This is a genomic window from Paramylibacter kogurei (assembly GCF_002742285.1).
Classification (GTDB): Bacteria; Pseudomonadota; Alphaproteobacteria; order Rhodobacterales; family Rhodobacteraceae; genus Amylibacter; species Amylibacter kogurei.
The window spans coordinates 13,131-33,084 of the sequence record NZ_MDGM01000009.1 but is presented as its reverse complement, the minus strand read 5'-3'; the positions used below and the strand labels follow the sequence as shown (position 1 = coordinate 33,084).

20 protein-coding genes are annotated in these 19,954 nt (G+C 47.8%); 15 read left to right on the top strand and 5 right to left on the bottom strand.

Annotated elements, in window-relative coordinates:
• The first annotated feature begins 51 nt into the window (after positions 1-51).
• Complete coding sequence (locus BFP76_RS04405; RefSeq protein ID WP_099591975.1) at positions 52-1,056, top strand: LacI family DNA-binding transcriptional regulator; 1,005 nt, start codon at positions 52-54, stop codon at positions 1,054-1,056.
• Here BFP76_RS04405 and BFP76_RS04400 read toward each other — a convergent pair whose 3' ends face one another.
• The 3 genes from BFP76_RS04400 to BFP76_RS04390 are packed head-to-tail and all read right to left on the bottom strand — an operon-like array spanning position 1,057 to position 4,208.
• Positions 1,057-2,190 carry a Gfo/Idh/MocA family protein gene (locus BFP76_RS04400; RefSeq protein ID WP_099591974.1) on the bottom strand — a complete coding sequence of 378 codons (1,134 nt, stop codon included), beginning with the start codon at positions 2,188-2,190 and terminating at the stop codon, positions 1,057-1,059.
• The gene (locus tag BFP76_RS04395) at positions 2,187-3,092 is read right to left on the bottom strand and encodes a TIM barrel protein (RefSeq protein ID WP_099591973.1); all 906 of its coding nucleotides are present in this window, start codon (positions 3,090-3,092) and stop codon (positions 2,187-2,189) included. Before BFP76_RS04395 ends, BFP76_RS04400 begins: the two co-directional genes overlap by 4 nt.
• 12 nt (positions 3,093-3,104) lie before the next feature.
• Positions 3,105-4,208: a Gfo/Idh/MocA family protein gene (locus BFP76_RS04390; protein WP_099591972.1), complete on the bottom strand. Its 1,104-nt coding sequence runs from the start codon at positions 4,206-4,208 to the stop codon at positions 3,105-3,107.
• A gap of 117 nt (positions 4,209-4,325) precedes the next feature.
• Here BFP76_RS04390 and iolD point away from each other — a divergent pair, with 117 nt between their 5' ends.
• The 5 genes from iolD to iolG are packed head-to-tail and all read left to right on the top strand — an operon-like array spanning position 4,326 to position 9,869.
• On the top strand, positions 4,326-6,197 hold the full coding sequence (iolD, locus tag BFP76_RS04385; protein ID WP_099591971.1) for a 3D-(3,5/4)-trihydroxycyclohexane-1,2-dione acylhydrolase (decyclizing): 1,872 nt from the start codon (positions 4,326-4,328) through the stop codon (positions 6,195-6,197).
• Positions 6,198-7,181 carry a 5-dehydro-2-deoxygluconokinase gene (iolC, locus tag BFP76_RS04380; RefSeq protein WP_099591970.1) on the top strand — a complete coding sequence of 328 codons (984 nt, stop codon included), beginning with the start codon at positions 6,198-6,200 and terminating at the stop codon, positions 7,179-7,181.
• Between the two features lie 10 nt (positions 7,182-7,191).
• On the top strand, positions 7,192-8,034 hold the full coding sequence (locus tag BFP76_RS04375; RefSeq protein WP_099591969.1) for a 5-deoxy-glucuronate isomerase: 843 nt from the start codon (positions 7,192-7,194) through the stop codon (positions 8,032-8,034).
• Positions 8,034-8,861 carry a class II fructose-bisphosphate aldolase gene (locus BFP76_RS04370; protein WP_099591968.1) on the top strand — a complete coding sequence of 276 codons (828 nt, stop codon included), beginning with the start codon at positions 8,034-8,036 and terminating at the stop codon, positions 8,859-8,861. Before BFP76_RS04375 ends, BFP76_RS04370 begins: the two co-directional genes overlap by 1 nt.
• A gap of 3 nt (positions 8,862-8,864) precedes the next feature.
• Positions 8,865-9,869, top strand: coding sequence for an inositol 2-dehydrogenase (gene iolG / locus BFP76_RS04365; RefSeq protein ID WP_099591967.1), 1,005 nt, complete (start codon positions 8,865-8,867; stop codon positions 9,867-9,869).
• An 86-nt stretch (positions 9,870-9,955) separates the two neighbouring features.
• On the opposite strand, the gene BFP76_RS04360 is transcribed toward iolG, so the two are convergent.
• Positions 9,956-10,987 (bottom strand): LacI family DNA-binding transcriptional regulator, encoded by a 1,032-nt coding sequence (locus BFP76_RS04360; RefSeq protein ID WP_099591966.1) that lies wholly within the window; start codon positions 10,985-10,987, stop codon positions 9,956-9,958.
• A gap of 135 nt (positions 10,988-11,122) precedes the next feature.
• Between BFP76_RS04360 and BFP76_RS04355 the strand changes: the two genes are divergently transcribed.
• The 6 genes from BFP76_RS04355 to BFP76_RS04330 all read left to right on the top strand — a co-directional run bounded on the left by BFP76_RS04355 (position 11,123) and on the right by BFP76_RS04330 (position 15,932).
• Positions 11,123-12,229, top strand: a complete 1,107-nt coding sequence (locus tag BFP76_RS04355) for a fatty acid desaturase family protein (protein WP_240513980.1) — start codon at positions 11,123-11,125, stop codon at positions 12,227-12,229.
• Between the two features lie 10 nt (positions 12,230-12,239).
• A complete protein-coding gene (locus BFP76_RS04350; protein ID WP_099591964.1) occupies positions 12,240-12,551 on the top strand; it encodes a MocE family 2Fe-2S type ferredoxin in 312 nt (103 codons plus the stop codon).
• Positions 12,552-12,706: 155 nt separating this feature from the next.
• A complete protein-coding gene (locus BFP76_RS04345) occupies positions 12,707-13,666 on the top strand; it encodes a sugar phosphate isomerase/epimerase family protein (RefSeq protein WP_099591963.1) in 960 nt (319 codons plus the stop codon).
• 48 nt (positions 13,667-13,714) lie between these two features.
• Positions 13,715-13,897, top strand: coding sequence for a hypothetical protein (locus BFP76_RS04340; protein ID WP_099591962.1), 183 nt, complete (start codon positions 13,715-13,717; stop codon positions 13,895-13,897).
• A gap of 3 nt (positions 13,898-13,900) precedes the next feature.
• Positions 13,901-15,088, top strand: coding sequence for an NAD(P)/FAD-dependent oxidoreductase (locus BFP76_RS04335; RefSeq protein WP_099591961.1), 1,188 nt, complete (start codon positions 13,901-13,903; stop codon positions 15,086-15,088).
• 16 nt (positions 15,089-15,104) lie between these two features.
• Positions 15,105-15,932: a 3-methyl-2-oxobutanoate hydroxymethyltransferase gene (locus BFP76_RS04330; RefSeq protein ID WP_099591960.1), complete on the top strand. Its 828-nt coding sequence runs from the start codon at positions 15,105-15,107 to the stop codon at positions 15,930-15,932.
• Between the two features lie 95 nt (positions 15,933-16,027).
• Here the strand turns inward: BFP76_RS04330 and BFP76_RS04325 are convergent, their stop codons facing one another.
• Entirely contained in the window at positions 16,028-16,549 is a 522-nt protein-coding gene (locus tag BFP76_RS04325; RefSeq protein WP_099591959.1) for a peroxiredoxin family protein, read from the bottom strand.
• A 479-nt stretch (positions 16,550-17,028) separates the two neighbouring features.
• On the opposite strand from BFP76_RS04325, the gene BFP76_RS04320 reads away from it, so the two are divergent.
• From BFP76_RS04320 to BFP76_RS04310, 3 genes are all read left to right on the top strand, one after another.
• Positions 17,029-17,961, top strand: coding sequence for a TRAP transporter substrate-binding protein (locus BFP76_RS04320; RefSeq protein ID WP_420818654.1), 933 nt, complete (start codon positions 17,029-17,031; stop codon positions 17,959-17,961).
• 66 nt (positions 17,962-18,027) lie between these two features.
• Positions 18,028-18,558 (top strand): TRAP transporter small permease, encoded by a 531-nt coding sequence (locus tag BFP76_RS04315; RefSeq protein WP_240513979.1) that lies wholly within the window; start codon positions 18,028-18,030, stop codon positions 18,556-18,558.
• Positions 18,558-19,838 carry a TRAP transporter large permease gene (locus BFP76_RS04310; protein ID WP_099591957.1) on the top strand — a complete coding sequence of 427 codons (1,281 nt, stop codon included), beginning with the start codon at positions 18,558-18,560 and terminating at the stop codon, positions 19,836-19,838. Before BFP76_RS04315 ends, BFP76_RS04310 begins: the two co-directional genes overlap by 1 nt.
• The last annotated feature ends 116 nt before the right edge of the window (positions 19,839-19,954 follow it).

Below are 19,954 nucleotides of genomic sequence, written 5' to 3'. Positions count from 1 at the left end.
TGCGATGATAGACTATAGGAACAACGCGGGTAATTGAATTAGGAGGGCCACATGGCCGTAACGCTGAAGGATGTTGCAGAACGAGCAGGTGTATCACGTTCCGCCGTTTCGCGTACCTATACCGAAGGCGCATCTGTTTCAGGCAAAACCCGTGAAAAAGTGATGCGTGCTGCGTCTGATTTAGGATATAGCCCCAATGCATTGGCATCGTCCTTAACAACGGGGCGAACCAAAATGATTGGTTTGGTTTCGAACAACTTTCACAATCCAATTTTCCTAGAAGTCTTCGATCTGTTTACGCGTGGGTTACAGGAACGCGGTTTGCGCCCCTTGTTGGTGAACCTGACAGATGAAACCGAACCCACAGCATCCGTGCAAATGTTACGACAATATTCGGTGGACGGTGTGATTGTGGCATCTTCGACATTGCCCCCTGGTTTTGCGCGCGCGTTTAGAGAAGCAGGTATGCCCGTTGTCCATTCGTTTGGGCGCCATTCCGTTGATCCAGCGGTTGATATTTTGGGGATTGATAACATTGCCGCTGGCAGGCTGGCCGCACGCACGCTGATTGAACGTGGCTATAGCGAAGTTGCGTTTTTGGGTGGTCCATCAACCGCGACATCAACATTGGATCGTGAAAAAGGTTTCTTATCTGAAATTGCTGCGAACAAAGGAGTGTCCTGTACCACCAGTTTCGCAAGTGCCTATTCTTTCGAAGCGGGGCGCACAGAGATGTTACGTCTTCTAAAATCGCAACCCGCACAAGCATATTTTTGTGCAGATGATGTATTGTCGATTGGGGCGTTATCAGCGCTTCAATCCCAAGGGTTAAATGCACCAGATGACGTTGGAATTATCGGATTGAATGATATGGAAATGGCCAGTTGGGCAAATATCAATTTAACGACGATCAAAAATCCATTGTCTGATATTATCTCGGCGTCGATCAATCGCGTTGTCGCATTGGTATCTGATCAAACATTGGCGCCGCATTCCCATGAATTCGGTTGTACGGTTGTTGAGCGCGGCACATTACGCCCCGCGCCCAAAACGTGATTATCTAAACATCGAAGGGCGGGCGTCCATCCATTCGCCGTTGTTGCGTGCCGATGCAACGGCTGTGTGAACTGCCGCCATGGAACGAACGCCGTCGGCGGCATTGGGCAATCCGTCACGAGTTTCACCGCGGATCGCATCAGCCAAATCACAATAGATATTCGCAACAGCCAATGGAAAACCTTCGGGATGTGCAATCGCAACACGTGACAAACGCTGTGCGTCTTCGTGTAATCCACCTTCGCCTTTTTCGATGATCTGTGTGCGTCCACCAACAGGTGTGTAAATCAATTGATTTGGCTGTTCCGATGTCCATTTCATACCACCCGTTTCGCCAAATACTTGAATGGCAAACCCATGTTGACGACCAATCGCAACAGATGATGTCCACAAACGCCCAACCGTTCCTTTGCCCATGCGAAAATTGACCATCGCGTCATCTTCTAATTCGCGACTTGGGATCGTAGATGCAAAATCCGCCGAAAGCGTTTCAACGTCATCATCACAAATAAAGCTGGCCATGTGCAGTGCGTGAATACCGCAATCTGCAAATTGCCCCGATACACCCGCCATTGCAGGGTCATAGCGCCAACGCACACGCGGGTTGTCCGCATCAGTTGCGTCACCGTGATGGCCGTGGCTAAATTCTGTGACCACAAGGCGAATTTTGCCGACCTCACCAGCGCGCACCATTGCGCGTGCTTGGCGCACCATCGGATAGGCGGAATAACAATAATTGACCGCACAGATTTTGCCAGATTTTTCAGCAATCCGAACGATTTCTTCACCTTCTTCCACGGTCATGGTCATGGGTTTTTCACACAAAACGTTAAAGCCAGATTCAAGGAATGATTTTGTGATTTCAAAATGCGTTGCATTGGGTGTGGCCACCGTGACCAAATCAATCCGATCATCGCGGGATTTTTCACCGGCCAACATTTCTTGCCAATCGCCGTAAGATCGATCGGCGGGGATGCCCAGACGCTGACCGTATTCTTTGCCGATATCGGGGCGGTGATCTAATGCGCCAGCTGCGAGTTCGAATAAACCATCGGCTTGTGCACCTAGGCGATGTGCAGGGCCGATTTGGCTACCTTCGCCACCGCCAATCATCCCCCATTTCAGTTTGCTCATCTGGATGCTCCTTCGAAACCAATCGATTGCAGATATGTGCGGTTTAATTTGGCGTCATCAACGGGCGAAGTGTCTCCTGTTGGATCGCAATCTTGTTCCACTGTGCACCAGCCGTTAAAATTATTGTCGAGCAAAACCTGACGAACGGCAGGGAAATCAACATCCCCATCGCCAAGGTTACAGAAAATGCCTTGACCACAGGCTTCATAAAAATCTGTGCGTTTTTTAACGACGTCGCTTTTTACTTTGGGATCGATATCCTTGAAATGCATATAGCTGATCCGGTCAATGTGACGTTTCATAAATGCGACAGGATCATAACCCGCATAGGAATGGTGCCCCGTATCAAAACAAATTTTAAGAATGCTTTCATCAACCTCGTCCAAAAGACGTTCCAATTCAGGTTCGAAATCAATAAACCCTGCGGCGTGGGCGTGAATGCCAACCTTTAGCCCATATTCCTCGGTTCCCAATCGCGCCACCGTGGCGATGCGGTCGCGAAATGCTGTCCATTCCGCATTGTCCATTTGTTCGGCCTCATTCGCACGACCAGCGGTTGGCGCGCGCCGCGGCGAAATGCTGTCGATCAAAACCAAATGCTCTGCGCCGTGCGCTTTTAACGCTTTGCATGTGCGCACAGCGCCATCCATGACATCATCCCATTTATCTGGATCATGGAATGCACGAAATACCACACCACCGACCAATTCTTGATCGTATTCAGACAGTGCTTCGGCCAACTGTGCAGGGTCTTCGGGCATGAATCCAACAGGGCCCAATTCAATACCCGTAAATCCCGCGCTTGCGTTTTCTTGCAAGACCTTGCGCCACGCAGGGTTGCGCGGATCGTCCGCAAATTCGACACCCCAAGAGCACGGAGCGTTGCCAATTTTTATCATGATTTTACCCTTTTCTTAATAATCTGCGATTTGTACCCAAGCGCTTTTGGCGCTTGAATCCAGCGCAGCGCTTACAACGCGGTTAACTTCCATACCTTCGGAGAAGGTTGGCCAAATGTTTCGGTTTTCATGGATGGCGCGCAAAAAGTCATGCGCCTCGATAATAATTGTGTCTTGATAACCTGTTCCATGACCCGGCCCCTGACAAAATGCTAAATAATCGGGATGCGCAGGGCCTGTTAATATTTTGCGAAAGCCACGCTCTGATTCCGGACCTTCCATAGTATAGAGATGCAGAGCGTTTTGGTCTTCTTGGTCGAACTTGATCGCGCCCTTGGTTCCGTGAATTTCATACGCGTATCCCATTTTGCGACCAGTGGCGACGCGGCTAAAGAACAGATGCCCCTGTGCGTCGTTTTCAAATCGGCACATCATCTGTGCCTGATCATCATTTGTGACGGTTCCACCGGGGCGGGTGGCGTGTACTGTTTCAACGTTGGCTGATAATGATTTTATGGGGCCAATCAATGCGCGGGCTGCATTTATCATATGTGGCGCCAAATCACCCATGGTACCGTTTGCAACACCATTAGTGCGCCATGTCGTAGGCAAAGTTTGATCTGCCAAGAAATCTTCGGTGTGTTCACCGCGAAACCAAGTTATGTCGCCGATGCGCCCTTGGGCAATTAGTTGGCGTGCAAATTGCGAGGCAGGGGTGCGGATATAGTTAAAACCCACCATGTGAATGCAACCCGATGTTTCTGCGGCTGCAAGCATCTGTCGGCTTTCATCCAGTGATGCGCCCAATGGTTTTTCACAAAACACGGGTTTGTTGACAGCGAATGCGGCCTTTGCAATTTCACAGTGGGTTGATTGCGGTGACGCGATGACAATGGCATCAACATCTGGATCGTTCACAAGAATGCGCCAATCGGTTGTTGCCCGCGCAAAGCCATAGTTTTTGCGATACCGTTCTGCGCTTGCATCTGTGGTTGCACAGATCATTTCCAAAACCGGGCGCAATGGTGTTTCGAACAAGCTGCCAACAGATGCATAGGCCGCCGCATGTGCTTTGCCCATATATCCGCCACCGATGATTCCGATTTTGATTTTGGTCAATCTAGCCTCCTCCTAAAACTCTATTGCAACCGGTTGCAAAATGTGTAACCTTGTTTATGCGCAAGGGTCAATACCCATTAAGATGCGTAATTGAATTGACTGCGCAGGGAGGGCGAATTGGGACATCAAAACGAGACCATAAAATTGACAGTTGCTCAAGCAATTGTTCGTTATTTATCTGCACAATACATCGAAATTGACGGTGAAAAAACGCGTGTGTGCGGGGGTGGGTTTGGCATTTTTGGACATGGTAATGTCACCTGTTTGGGTGAGGCACTGTTCAACCACAAAGATGAATTGCCGCTTTATCGTGGTCAAAATGAACAGGGCATGGGATTCGCTGCTGCTGCATATGCCAAGGCACATCTGCGCCGGCGTTTTATGTTTTGCACCGCATCGGCCGGGCCTGGAACCGCAAACCTGTTAACGAGCGCGGCTTTGGCGCATGCCAATCGCTTGCCTGTTTTGATGTTGTGCGGGGATACATTCAACACACGTTTACCCGACCCCGTGTTGCAACAGTTAGAGCATTTCGGCGATCCCACGTTTGGCGTAAATGATGCGTTCAAGGCCGTAAGCCGTTTTTGGGATCGCATCACGCATCCCGCGCAAATTATTCAATCGTTACCTGCCGCATTGGCAACCATGCTGGATCCTGCGGATTGTGGGCCTGCTTTCATCGGTTTGCCACAAGACGTGCAGGGTTGGACATATGATTATCCTGTCGCGTTTTTTGATGAACGTGTGCATCGTATTCGCCGTCAAGCACCCGATGATTTGGAAATTCGTGATGCCGCGGAATTGTTGAAATCAGCAAAACGCCCGATGATCATCGCAGGTGGCGGTGTTCAATATTCAGTAGCCGTTGCCGAACTAACATCATTTGCTGAGGCGCACCAAATCCCTGTGGTTGAAACAATCGCGGGGCGTGCAAATTTAATTGCAACGCATGATCTAAATATCGGTCCTTTGGGTGTTACGGGTTCTGATTGTGCTAACAATATTGCAGAAGAAGCCGACGTTATTTTGGCGGTCGGGACGCGTTTGCAGGATTTCACGACTGGGTCTTGGACCGCATTTTCGAAAACTGCAAAAATCATCGGATTAAATGTTGCCCGCCACGATGCAGCAAAACATATGTCAGCGACAATTGTTGGTGATGCAAAGATAAGTTTAATAAATTTAGACGAGGCAATGTCCGACTACAAATCACCAACAGAATGGATAAAAAACGCGCGGTCAGAACGCGCCAAATGGGATGATTATGTTGCCCAGAATGTTTCCATTGGAAATGGGCCAGCATCCTATGCGCAGGCAATTGGTGTGGTGAATGAAAATTGTTCGCCGCGTGATCGGATCGTTGCCGCAGCAGGTGGTCTACCCGCAGAGGTAACCGCGAATTGGCGCACCTTGGATGTGGGAACCGTTGATGTTGAATTTGGCTTTTCTTGCATGGGATATGAAATTGCTGGCGGGTGGGGTGCGCGTATCGCACAATCTGAAACCGAGCCAAACCAAGACACGATCGTGTTTACCGGTGATGGTTCATATCTTTTGATGAATTCGGATTTGTATTCATCTGTTTTAACGCAAAAAAAGATGATCGTTTTGGTGCTGGATAACGGCGGATTTGCGGTCATCAACAAATTGCAAAATAACACTGGTAACGAGAGCTTTAATAACCTGATCAGCGACACACCAACAGCAACCCATCAAGTGAGTGTGGATTTTGAAACCCATGCAAAATCAATGGGTGCTTTGGCGGAAACCGTGGATTCCCCGGCTGGATTAAAAGATGCGTTTGCCCGTGCCAAAGTAGCAGAGCAAACCTATGTCATCGTGATGAAGGTTGATCCATACGAAGGCTGGACAACGCAAGGTCACGCATGGTGGGAGGTTGGGACACCCCATATTTCAGAAAGTGATCGTGTCACCCACGCGCATCAAGATTGGGAAGCGACGCGCCAGCGCCAGCGCAAAGGAATTTAAATGTCCGCTTTAATGGATGGAATTAAAATCAATGATTTCGTGGTGATCGGGCGTGCCGGCATGGATTTTTATCCAGACCCGCCCGGCACCGCAACCGAAGATGCCACAACGGTATCCGTGGGTTTGGGTGGATCATCGGCCAATATCGCGGCGGGAATTTGCAAATTAGGTGGTCGCGCAGCATTGGTCACCCGCGTTTCAGACGATAGTATTGGACGATATTGTGTGAAACAATTGAAACATTATGGCGTGGATACCACTCATGTCACACCGATTGGCGGCGAATATCGAAATTCACTCGCGATCTATGAAACACGGGTAGAGGATCATCAATCCGTAATTTATCGCAATGGTGCCGCAGATTTTCAAATGGATAAATCGGACATTTCGGCGGTTGATTATTCTGCCTTTGGTGCGTTGATTACCGCTGGTACAGTTTTTGCCGCTGAACCATCGCGCACCGCCACATTCCATGCATTTGATCTGGCGCGCGCCGCTGGTGTACCCGTTATTTTTGATGTGGATTATCGACCATATTCATGGCCATCTCCAGAAGTTGCCGCAGATGTGTTAAGCCGTGCCGCCGATAAATCGGACATGATTGTTGGCAATGACGAAGAATTTGGTTTCATGGCGGGCGGTATCGACAAAGGTTTAGCCAAGGCGCGATCGTTGTCAGAACAATCAGGTGCCTTGGTCGTTTATAAAATGGGTCAGCTGGGTGCGATCACATTTATGGACGGACAAGAAATCCGCACTGGAATTTATCCAGTTGATGCACTGAAACCAACAGGTGCTGGGGATAGTTTCATGGCGGGTTTTTTAACCTCGATCGCCGATGGCCATGATTTGAAAACATCGCTTTTGCGTGGGTCTGCTTGCGCATCTATAACCGTATCACGCCCGGGCTGTGCACCTGCGATGGCGGATACAGAAACACTTAACCAATTTTTGGCTAACCATTCTGGCCCAACTCACGCTTAAGGGGAACAACATGCATATTGCACCATTTGATAACAAGAATAAACCAATCGTGGATATCGACGATGCGACAGTTCCACTAAACTATTTCAACATCGTCAAACTGACCAAGGGGCAAGCGTTTGAATATTCCGTTCCAGGGTATGAAACATGCATCGTACCAGCGACGGGCACAGTAGATGTGGACATAGAAGGATTCAAATGCGCAGGGCTTGGTTTGCGACGCGAAGATGTATGGGACGGTGAGCCAGAAGGAGTCTATGTTCCAACTGCTGCGCGTGCGACAATGGTTTGTACCAGCGATGAGGCAGAAGTGTTTGTGGCGGGTGCGCGTTATGACAAAGTGCTTGATGCATTTGCTGTTCGTGCAGATGAATTGGACACGGTGCAATACGGATCTGATGACACCAAAACGCATCGCAAAATAAAACATATCCTTGGCACGAAATATCATGACAAGGTCGGTCGCTTGCTCGTTTCCGAACTTTTCACCGTTGGTGAAGGCGGATGGTCAGGTTTCCCAAGCCATAAGCATGATACAGATCGTTTGCCGTTGGAAACACGCCATGACGAAACCTATAATTTCCGCTTCAAGCCAAACCATGGCTCTGGTGTGCAAATGTTGCAACGCAAGGATGGCGAGGCAGGTGATGCCTATCATCTAATCGATGGTTCCACGATTTGTTTGGATTCTGGATATCATCCCTGTGCCGTTTTGCCTGGATATCAGATGTATTATTTCACCATTCTGGGGGGCTTGTCTCAACGTTCGTTGGTGCAATTTTTTCAACCAAGTCATGCCGATCAATTGGAAACAATACCTGGCATCAAAGACATGATTGCAAAGTTTAAATAATGGCTCTGGTAACACTCGCAGATGTTTTGCAACCTGCATTAAAGGGCGGCTATGCCGTTGGCGGTTTGGTCACGCTTGGATGGGAAGATATGCGCGCATTCGTTGCCGCCGCAGAAGCAGAAAACTGTCCTGTCATTTTACAAGCGGGCCCAAGTTGTCGCGAACACACTCCATTGCCTGTGCTGGGAAAAATGTTTCGACACTTGGCAGAAAACGCATCGGTTCCGGTCGTTGCACATTTGGATCATGGATATACTTACGATGAATGTGCATTGGCATTGGACAGTGGATTTACATCCTTGATGTTTGATGGTTCGCGCAAATCTTTGTCAGAAAACATCAAGGAAACCAAACGTATTGTCGATATGGCGCATGGTGCTGGAATTTCATGTGAAGGCGAAATTGGTTTTGTCGGCTATGCGAATGGTGAAAACTCTGCAGGGACAAACCCGGATGAGGCGGCCATTTTTGCGCGCGACACAAATGTTGATGCCATGGCGATTTCAGTTGGCAACGTCCACCTTCAACAAGACAAAGAAGGTGGTTTAGATGAAATTCGCATCGATGAAATACAATCGCGAACAAACGTTCCGCTGGTTATTCACGGCGGTTCGGGCGTGCCCGTTGAACAGCGCCAGCGATTGGCCAAAACAACCAATATATGCAAGTTTAATATCGGTACGGAACTTCGCATGGCATTTGGCGCAGCGATGCGGACGGCCGTAAATGCGGATTCAAAACGATTTGACCGCGTAACAATTCTTAAAGAAACACATGACCCGATGGTCGCCGCAGCGCGACCAATTTTATCTGCTTTGAAAGGCTAAGATATGTTGAATATTGGACTTTTGGGATGTGGCCGTATTGGTCACGTACATGGGAAAACGCTAAAAGGTATGACAACAGCACGCGCTGCGGCGGTCTCCGATTTTATGCCCGAAGCAGCCAACGCATTGGCGTCGGATTTGGGCGCAAAAGTAATGACAAGCGAAGAGATGTTGCGTGATCCAGGTATCGACGCCGTTGTGATTGGCACACCGACAACCACGCATTACGATTTAATCCACGAAGCAGCGGCACAAGGGAAAGCGATTTTTTGTGAAAAGCCGGTTGATTTGTCCGTTGATCGCATTCGCGAATGTTTGGCCGCAGTGGACAAAGCAGGCGTGCCATTTATGACGGCGTTTAATCGGCGATTTGATCCCAACTTTGCATATTTACAAAAACAGATCGCAGACCAAGTGATTGGCAACGTGGAAATAGTCACGATATTGTCGCGCGACCCCGCGCCGCCACCCATTGAATATATCAAAACATCGGGTGGAATTTTCCGAGATATGATGATCCATGATTTGGACATGGCACGATTTTTGTTGGGTGAAGAACCGATCGAACTTACCGCTGCGGGGTCGTGTCTTGTGGATGATGGCATCGGGGCAGCAGGTGATTTTGATACGGCAGTGGTTACTTTGAAAACTGCAAGTGGCAAGCTATGCCAAATCAGTAATTCGCGCCGCGCCACATATGGTTACGATCAACGTATCGAGGTGCATGGCTCCAAGGGTATGTTGCGTGCCGAAAACATGTTGGAAAATACTGTTGAGCTATCTAATGGATCCGGCTTCACAACCGCGCCAACACAGCCGTTCTTTTTGGAACGCTATGCGGCGGCCTATCGTGGGGAAATGGAACATTTTGTGGATGTGGTGAATTCGGGTGGTAAAATGACACCATCAGGGATTGATGGCCTTAATGCTCAAATCTTGGCCGATGCGGCAGATAGCGCCGCTCGTGATGGTCAACCGCGTCAGCTCAGTGATTTGTTGAGCAGATAGGGCAGCGATCCACATAATCCTTCTGGTGAAATTTGAAGGGGGGATTGATTTTCCTTGGCTTTGCTCTGCGGACACTGCGCGTGTTTTCAAAAGGATTCTGGTACAAAAAGTTGCGGCGTGAAAAAATGCTGACTGGTGGTTGTATCAGGATCGCCCTGTGCGGATTTGATCATCACATCAACCAATTTGTGGCACAATTCCGATAACGGCGTTGCAATCACCAAATTCACATATCCATCTGATAATGCGCGTCTGCTTTCTTCGGTTAATTCGTTGACAACTAACGCCACTTTGTTAGGGGGGCGTTTTTCGCGCATGGCTGCGATCGCACCCTCCATGCCGCCACCCGCCACATAAATTCCGCGCAAATCTGGGTGGCGGTCCAACAAATCCAGTGTTGCTTCGTATGTTACCTGTCGGGTTTCAAGGTTAACCACGGTATCTAACATGTTGAATTTAGGTTCTATTTCACGTATGTAGCTTTGAAATCCTGTTTCACGCAACAGATGCCCATGCCAACGATTTCCCCCAACAAATATCGCCAATTTTCCAGGGTCAGGTATCGCCGTTGCCATCATCCAGCCCGCAATACGCCCGACCTTAACGTTGTTAAGCCCGAAATAATTTTGCCGCATTCCTTGGGCAAAATCATTTAACAATGCAAAAACAGAGGTGCCACTATCGCGCAGATCTGAAACGATTTCAGTCAAACTTGGGTGGTTGATTGCCGATGTTGCGATGATGTCGCTGGATTGGGCTGCGATCCGAATTTCTTTGGCAAAATCATCGGGTGATTGGGATGAAGAAAATCGAAAGGTAATTTTTGCACGTATATCTTTGCGTTCCGAAATTGCGGCGCGAAGCTCTTGCGAAAAGTTTTGATAAAACTCTTGCGATCCTTTGTGTAAAACAAATCCAAACCGCACCAAAGGCAAACGTGTTGCATCACGATGTGCAGTCATTGCGCGGGTGGGGTATCCGATACGTTCCGCGGCATCAATCACCAAATCAACCATTTCTGGGCGCACATTGGCGCGGGCGTTTAACACGCGATCAACCGTTGCCACACCAACATTTGCAGCATTTGCCAAATCTTTGATTGTGGGTCTTTTTGCCATCTTTTTCCTTGATGTAATCACATCAATATGAGGATGATTTATGATGTATTTTGATGTAATTATTGCATTGAAACGCAGCAAATTGCAACCAAACTGTTATCAATAATTCAAGTTTTCGCATCAGAGGAGGTGAATGTGAAAAAACGGGATTATTCATTGCTTGGGCCCGATGCCAAACGCGCGGTTGAAACCGGTTTGGCGGCTGCGCAGTGGTATCACACGGATATTACGCGCAAACAGATGAAAGCGTTGATGAAACGTGATGATCAACCAGCGATCCGTGATACATTTATTCTGTTTGGCAGCATGATGTTTTTCTGCGCAATTGGCGTACTGCTTTGGCCAACATGGTGGTCGGTTCCGTTTTGGCTTGCTTATGGTGTGTTATATGGGTCTGCAATGGATAGCCGTTGGCATGAATGTGGTCACGGCACACCGTTTCGCACAGCGAAATATAATGATTGGGTCTATCAAGTCGCGTCATTCTGTATGATCCGAAATCCCGTGACTTGGCGCTGGAGCCATGCGCGACATCATACCGACACGATCATTGTTGGGCGTGATCCAGAAATCGTTGCGATGCGACCACCAGCGTTGTTTCGCATTTTCCTTAATTTCTTTGGGATTTTGGATACGTTTCACGGCCTGAAAACGATGCTGTTAAATGCGGTGGGAAAGCTTGATCGCGAAGAAATCACCTATATTCCCGAAAGCGAACATCACAAAGTCATTCGCGTGGCGCGTATCTGGTTTTGTATTTATGCGGCAGTGGTCGTTTTGGCGATCATCACTCAATCCATCTTGCCGCTGATGATTATTGGATTGCCACGTATTTATGGGGCATGGCATCACGTTTTAACAGGGTTGTTGCAACATGCGGGGCTGGCCGATGATGTAATTGATCATCGCATGAACAGCCGCACCGTTTACATGAATCCGATCAGCCGATTTATATATTGGAACATGAATTATCATGTGGAACATCACATGTTCCCAATGGTGCCTTATCATCGTTTGCCCGAATTACATGCGCTGATCAAACATGATCTCCCGCCCGCGAACCGGTCAATGTGGGAGGCATATAAAGAGGTGCTGCCAGTATTGCGTCGCCAGCTTGCCTATCATGATGAATTCATTTTGCGAGAATTGCCAAAAACGGCACAGCCATACCGCGATGATTTTCACGAAACTGTCTTGGGGGCAGGGGGTGTGAACCAACCCACTCAATTACCAGCTGAATAAGGATAAGATTATGCCAACATGGATAGATGCCTGTGCTGCGGATGATATCGATGAAGAAGATGTCATTCGATTTGATTTCGACGATCGCACATTCGCGATTTATCGATCACCCGATGATGAATATTTTTGCACGGATGGGCTGTGTACGCACGAAAAGGTTCATCTTGCAGATGGATTGGTGATGGATCACACAATCGAATGCCCAAAACATAACGGCCAGTTTGACTATCGCAATGGCGAGGCGATGCGTGCACCGGTTTGTGTGAACCTTGCCACCTATCCAGTGAAGTTGGAATCGGGGCGGGTGTTTATCGAAATATAGTTTGGTCAAATAGTTCAACCAATTCTCCCCTGGGCGGCACGCCAATATGCGTGTCGCCACCCGATATTTCACAAGGGGTTGGTCAATACGCGCGAGCAAGCACAGAAAAACATAGATGCGAAATCGCGTGAAAATAAAGAAACTGGAGTTTTCAAATGAAGTTAGGATTTGTTTCAGATAGCCTTGGCACCATGTCATTTGATGACATGTTGGATAATGCCACGCGCATGGGGGTTTCTGGTGTAGAGGTGAACACATGTGGCTGGTCCACAGCGCCACATTTTGATTTGGCAGTTATGAAAACCGATGCAAATATGCGCAAAGCGTTTTCGAAATCATTTGCCGATCGTGAATTGGAAATCATTAGCCTGAATGCAAATGGCAATCCGCTTCATCCAACGGATATGGATCAGGCTGAAGGGCTAAAAGATACCATTCGCATTGCCGGTGAATTGGGGATCAAAACCGTTTGTACGATGTCTGGTTTGCCTGCTGGCAATGCGACAGACACGATGCCCAATTGGGTTGTGACCAGTTGGCCACCGGAAACAAAAGATATCCTGCGCTTCCAATGGGAAGAGAGGCTTATCCCGTTTTGGATGGAAATCACCGAATTGGCGCGTGCTCATGGGGTGGAGCGGATTGCGCTTGAATTACACGGCAGCCAGTGCGTTTACAATGTGCCCACATTGCACAAATTACGCGATGCGGTTGGCCCCATGATTGGTGCAAACCTTGACCCATCTCATTTGTTTTGGATGGGCGCGGATCCGTTGGCTGCTGCGGATGCGTTGGGTGATGCAATCTTTCACGTTCACGCCAAAGATACGATGCTCAATGCTCCTGTTCAGGCGGTCACATCGCTTTTGGAAAATGGATCATTGATGGATATTCCAAATCGGTCATGGAGCTATATCACACTTGGATTTGGACATGGCGAAGAATGGTGGAGACAGTTTTGTTACCATTTGAAAATGGCGGGCTACGACGGATGGCTGAGCATCGAGCATGAAGATGTTTTGCTGAACAGCTTGGAAGGTTTGGAAAAATCCGTGGCCCTGCTGCGCGGTGTTATGCCCGCGACGGTTTCTGATTTCAAACCCCAAGAAATATGACCCAAGCAGTGCTGCAAAAATATTGAAATTCAAATAAGGAGCGCCAAAATGGCACAACGGATTGATCAAGGTTTGCCCGATGGACTGGGTGTGAATAACACCACAGAATGTTTGAAACAGGCCAGCATTTTTGAAATCAAAAATGATGTGATTGAAGCGCCGTCTTTATTCGAAAATTGGCATAGCTATCCAATAAAGGTGGGAAATAGCCACCCATTGATCGAGGCGTAGCCGATGGGGGGTGTTGTCATCATCGGGGCAGGGGAATGTGGTGTTCGCATCGCGTTTTCATTGCGTGAACGCGGATATGACGGGGAAATCACGTTGTTAACGGATGAACCAAACCTGCCATATGAGCGCCCACCACTATCAAAAGGGAATGGGTCAGAGCCCAAATTAATTAAAAATGCAGATGCGTTTGTGGATGAAAATATCACCCTGAAACGCGCAACAACCGTTGTTAGTGTTGATCGAAACAGCCGACAAATTTCATTGAATGATGGATCAATTCAACATTATGAAACATTGGTTTTTGCAACGGGTGCGCGTGCGCGGCTGTTTGCTGGGATGAAAGAATGTCTCACCTTGCGATCCGATACGGATTTGGATGAAATCTCCCCGTTTTTGAAACCTGACAAAACTATCGGCATTATCGGTGGTGGATTTATCGGTCTTGAATTGGCGGCCACCGCACGAAACGCAGGTGCAAATGTGACCTTGATAGAGGCCGCGCCGCGTATCTTGGGGCGCGGCGTGCCAGAACCCATTAGCCAGATTGTTCACGCCGAGCATGTGAAAAACGGTGTTAAAATCATCACGGGGATGGGTGTGAATGCCTGTGATCGAACCAGTATCACATTAACCGATGGCACTCAAATCAAAGCGGATGTTGTGATTGCGGGGGTTGGATCGGTGCCAAACACAGAGCTTGCGCAATCAACGGGTTTAGATGTTGAAAACGGGATCGTGGTGGATGATCATTTTCGCACATCAGACCCAAATATATTTGCTGCAGGGGATTGTTGCAATTTCACATGGCAGGGTGTGCGCGTGCGATTAGAAAGCTGGAAAGCAGCCCAAGATCAAGGCGCACATGTTGCCGGGGCAATCATGGGTGAACAGGGTGAATATACAGATGTGCCTTGGTTTTGGTCTGATCAATATGATCTGACGATGCAGGTGGCAGGGTTGTTTGAATTAGACGCCGAAATTCACCACCGCCATTCCACAGAAAACAAATGTGTTTTGTTTCAATGTGATGCTTCGGGGGTTCTTACCGCCGCTGCTGGTATTGGCGTTGGCAATGAAATCGCCAAGGACATTCGCATTCTTGAAAAACTCATTCAGCGCGGCGCGATTGTGGTTTCCTCTGAATTAATCGACGAGACGTTCAATCTAAAACGCTTGCTCAAATCGGCATAACCTTTGGGAGAATAACATGAGCATGTATCACAACCGACCTCACGTAGAGGACATTCGCAATATGAAAAAGAATGGCGAAAAAATTTCGATGCTATTCGTCACAACTCCAGAAGAAGCCGCCGCCGCCAATGCCGCGGGCATTCACATGCTATCCATCGAAAGTCGTTTTTTCGATGCTGAAATGCGTGAAGCCGCAGGGAACTGTTTCGTTCAGGTCGGTTTGCCTTACGGCGCTCAAGATAATTCCGATGCAAACGCATTAGCAACGGCAGAAGATTACTTACGAGCAGCATTTCATTACACGCGTTTGGGCGGTGATTGTTTTTATTGTGCGGCATCTTATGACATTCAAAAAACACTTTGTGACAATCATGTTCCCGTTGTTGGCCATGCGGGTTTGATCCCATCCTATATTACATGGACAGGATGGCGTGCCGTTGGCAAAACTGCGGACGAGGCATTGGCCTTGTGGAAACATGTGCAAAAAATGGAAACACTTGGCGTTTTTGCGGTTGAACTAGAGGTCGTGCCAGATCGTATCGGTAAATATTTGTCAGAAAATTCTTCGATGATCATGCTGGGAATGGGGGCAGGAAAATATGCAGACGCACAATACCTGTTTACCGAAGATGTTTGTGGTTATGGCAAAAACCACAAGCCACGCCATGGCAAGGTTTATCGCAATTTCGCACCAGAATACCAACGGTTACAAGACGAACGTATCGCAGCATTCAAAGAATTCAAATCAGATGTAAGAAATGGAACATACCCTGCAACAGAACATACAGTTGCGATTGAAGACAGGGAATTGGACGCGTTCATAAACGCAATGAATGGCAGTTAGGATCGGTTGCGGCACAACAGGCCCTGATGGGTGTATCGCCAATCCCAATTGCGCAATTGGCGATACACCGTGTTATTTAATTTTGGACGTGACCCTCAAACATCACCGCGAACAGGGCGGTCATTTTCGATGGTAAAGATCATCCCATCCAACAATTCATCAAGATCTGGGCGCGCTGCCGGGCCATTAGAAATTGCAATAATTTGTGTTGTTCCTTCAGGGCGAATGCAAAACACACCCGGTTCGGCAAAACGACGATCGGTTTCTTGGCTAGATAATGGATCGCTGACATAGACACCCATTTTGCGCATCTCTGCTTCTTGCAGATCGTAACCGATGTCAAAGGTCCAACCGAATTTTTCGATATCGTCGTTAACCTTTTCAATCGGGTCGGCGGAGATACATGCAACATCGAAACCCGCGTCCTGCCAGTTGGCATAAGTTTGTTCGAGTTTGTTAAGGTAATTCTTACAACGGCCACAATGTTTGCCACGATAAACGATCACCAATGACCATTTTTCACGTGCGCCACCGATTTGAATTTTTCCACCACCCACTTTGGCAATTTCAAAAGTTGGAAAGGGTGCACCACCTGCGAGTTTAAACGTTTTGGTCATTGTTGCGTGTCCCGTTTGGTTAACTTGTTAATATTTGTAATCAATGTCAGCTAAGGTTGCAATACACTGTTTTTGAACAATTTTGCGTATCAGTGCGGGCCGCATTTTGTTTGGAAAATGGGATTATAGTCATAAAAACAAAGCCATAATTTCCGAATTTTGGGCGAATTTCGCGCAAAAAAGTATCATACGATCGGATGTTGATTGCGCGAATCTATCGCCCGTTACCGTGAATGTGGAATTGTGAATAAATTGTAACAAGTTTCGCGGTTTTGGGTGAGTGGTTTTAGATATTATTATTTACTTTCAATATACTAAGCGAATTTTAACCTCAGACATTCATGACATGTAAATAAAACTTGTAAATATTTGTAACCGCTGTAAGTTATCTTTTGTCATTATTATACTTGGAGGAGTTAAATATGAAACTTAGCAAAAATTTTGCATCACTGGCGGTAAAGGCGACATTTGTTGCAAGCATGACGCTGGCAGCGGCAGGAGCATATGCAAAAGATTGGCGTGGCTGGAATATCCACGTGGAGGATTACCCCGTATCACACGGCATGGAAGCATTCATGGCGGAAGTCACTGAAAAAGCTGGTATCGGCGGCAAGGTTTTTCACGCTGGCGTTTTGGGTTCACAGCCAGATGCGATCGAACAGGTGCGTTTAGGCATCATCGATTTTGGTGTATTCAGCCTTGGGCCGATGGGCCAAGCCGTGCCAGCGACCAATGTTGTGTCATTGCCGTTTATCTTTAAAAGCGTTCCACAAATGTATGAATTGATGGATGGTGCGCCTGGTGCTGCGTTGAATGCCGCATTAGAAGAAAAAGGCATTGTTGCACTTGGTTATTACGATGCGGGTGCGCGTTCGTTCTATAACTCGATCAAACCGATCAACTCTCCAGACGATGTTGCGGGTATGAAAGTGCGCGTAATGAACAACGATCTGTTTGTTGGCATGATCGAAGCAATGGGCGGTAACGCCACACCAATGGCATTTGCCGAAGTATATCAATCAATCAAAACTGGTGTTGTGGATGGTGCGGAAAATAACCCACCTTCATATGAATCAACATCTCACTTTGAAGTTGCGAAATACTATTCAATGTCAGAGCATTTGATCATCCCAGAATGTCTGTGCATGAGCAAAAAAACTTTTGACGCCCTGACACCAGAGCAACAAGAGATTGTAAAAGCAGCGGGCAAAGCATCCACCGATTTGCAACGCAAACTTTGGAAAGAACGCGAAGCAGCATCAATGGAAACTGTGAAAGCAGGCGGTACAACCGTAAACACCATCGAAGATAAATCCGCATTCCAAGCGGCGATGGTTCCAGTGTATGACGCATATTTGGCGGCAAACCCTGAAATGACTGATTTGGTAAACTTGTTCCGTAACGCGGAATAATCTTTCAAATCCTGTTCGCGCCTGTGCTCTCGTGGGCGCGAACACCTTATTCAAAGGAATTTTCAGGTGGATCAAAATTCTAACTTCATAAAAAACACCGAAAAATTGATGGACCATCTGTGCACCTTGTGCATTTTGCTCGCATCAATTGCTTTGGTGATCTTGATTGCCACCTTTGGCTGGCTGGTTTTTGGCCGTTACGTGTTGAACGCAACGCCGACATGGGTTGAACAGCTTGCGCTATTGCTGGTGTGTTACATTACATATCTTGGCGCAGCGGCTGGTGTTCATCAGCAAACCCATTTGGGTGTTACGCTGTTTCGCGATGCATTGGGGCGCCGTCTTCAGACATATGTCAAAATATTCACCGATTTTGTTTTGGCTGGTTTTGGTCTGATCATGTTGTTGGCCAGTGTCGAGCTATTTAATTTTGGCTGGGACACGATGTTGCCCATGCTTGATATTCCTGAAAGCTTCCGCACCCTTTCCGCGGCCTTATGTGGTGGATTGGTGTTTGTTTTTGCGGGGCTTCGTACCGTGTTTCGGGTGATGTGCCTGTTTAGCGGCATTGATTACATCGAAAAGGAGGCATTCTAATGGGCCTGACGTTATTATTGGGCATCTTTTTTGCCTGTGTGGTTCTGGGCATGCCTGTTGCATTTGCCATGGGGATCGCCGCCTTGACCGCGTTTTGGTACGAAGGTTTTCCTTTGTTGATTACCTTTCAACGCTCGTTGTCTGGGATTTCGGTATTTTCACTGCTCGCCATTCCGTTCTTTGTCTTTGCAGGTGAGTTGATGTTGCACGGCGGAATTGCCATGCGATTGGTACGGTTCGCATCCGCTCTTGTTGGGCATGTTCGTGGCGGCTTGGCCTCTGTAAATATTTTTTCCAGCATGTTGTTTGGCGGCATTTCGGGTTCTGCTGTTGCAGATATTTCCGCACTTGGTTCAATTTTGATCCCTGTGATGAAGGAACGCGGATACCGCGCAGATTATGCAGTGAATGTGACCGTGACATCATCCATTGCGGGTATCGTTATTCCACCAAGCCACAATATGATTATCTTTGCCGTTGCGGCAGGGGGTGGTATTTCGATATCGAAACTGTTCTTGGCTGGTGTTGTTCCCGGTATGCTGATGTGTATCTGTTTGGCAGCGGCTGCATATTTTATCGCGCTCAAGCACAACTATCCCGCTGAACCGTTCCCCGGTTGGCGCGCTGTTGGTAAAGCTTCGATCGAGGCGATCCCTGGATTGGTAACAGCCGTGATCATCGTGGGTGGTGTTTTATCTGGTGTTTTCACCGTGACTGAATCCGGTGCGTTTGGTGCGATTTATGCGCTTTGCTTGACCTATTTTGTTTATCGCAGCTTGGATTGGAATGGGTTTAAAACCGCCGTGATATCAGCGGTGCGTACCACCGCGATGGTGATGGTGTTGATCGGTTTTGCAAGCTCGTTTGCCTATCTGCTCGCGCTCTATCAAGTGCCAGATAAGCTAAGCTCTTTCATGCTGGGCATTTCATCTGAAAAAATCGCAGTCCTTTTGATGATTAACCTTATGCTCTTGGTGCTTGGTATGATCATGGACATGGCGGCGTTGATCCTGATTTGTACTCCGATCTTTTTGCCAATTGTCAAAGACCTTGGCATGGATCCAGTACAGTTTGGCATCATGATGTTGGTCAACCTTGGCCTTGGGCTCTGTACACCACCGGTGGGTACATGTTTGTTCGTTGGCTGTGCAGTTGGGCGGATCAAAATCGAGGAAACATTGAAATCAATCTGGCCGTTCTATTTGGCGATTTTGGTGGCGTTGATCTTGGTAACTTATGTTCCCGCCGTTTCATTGTTCCTGCCATCATTGTTTAATTAACAACGCTTTGGGCGCAGCGGAAAATGCTGCGCCGATCTTATTGTTAATTATATGTTTTACCTGAAACATGGAACGCGACAGTGAAAAAGAAGCACGTAAGTTATCAATTTAAGTTT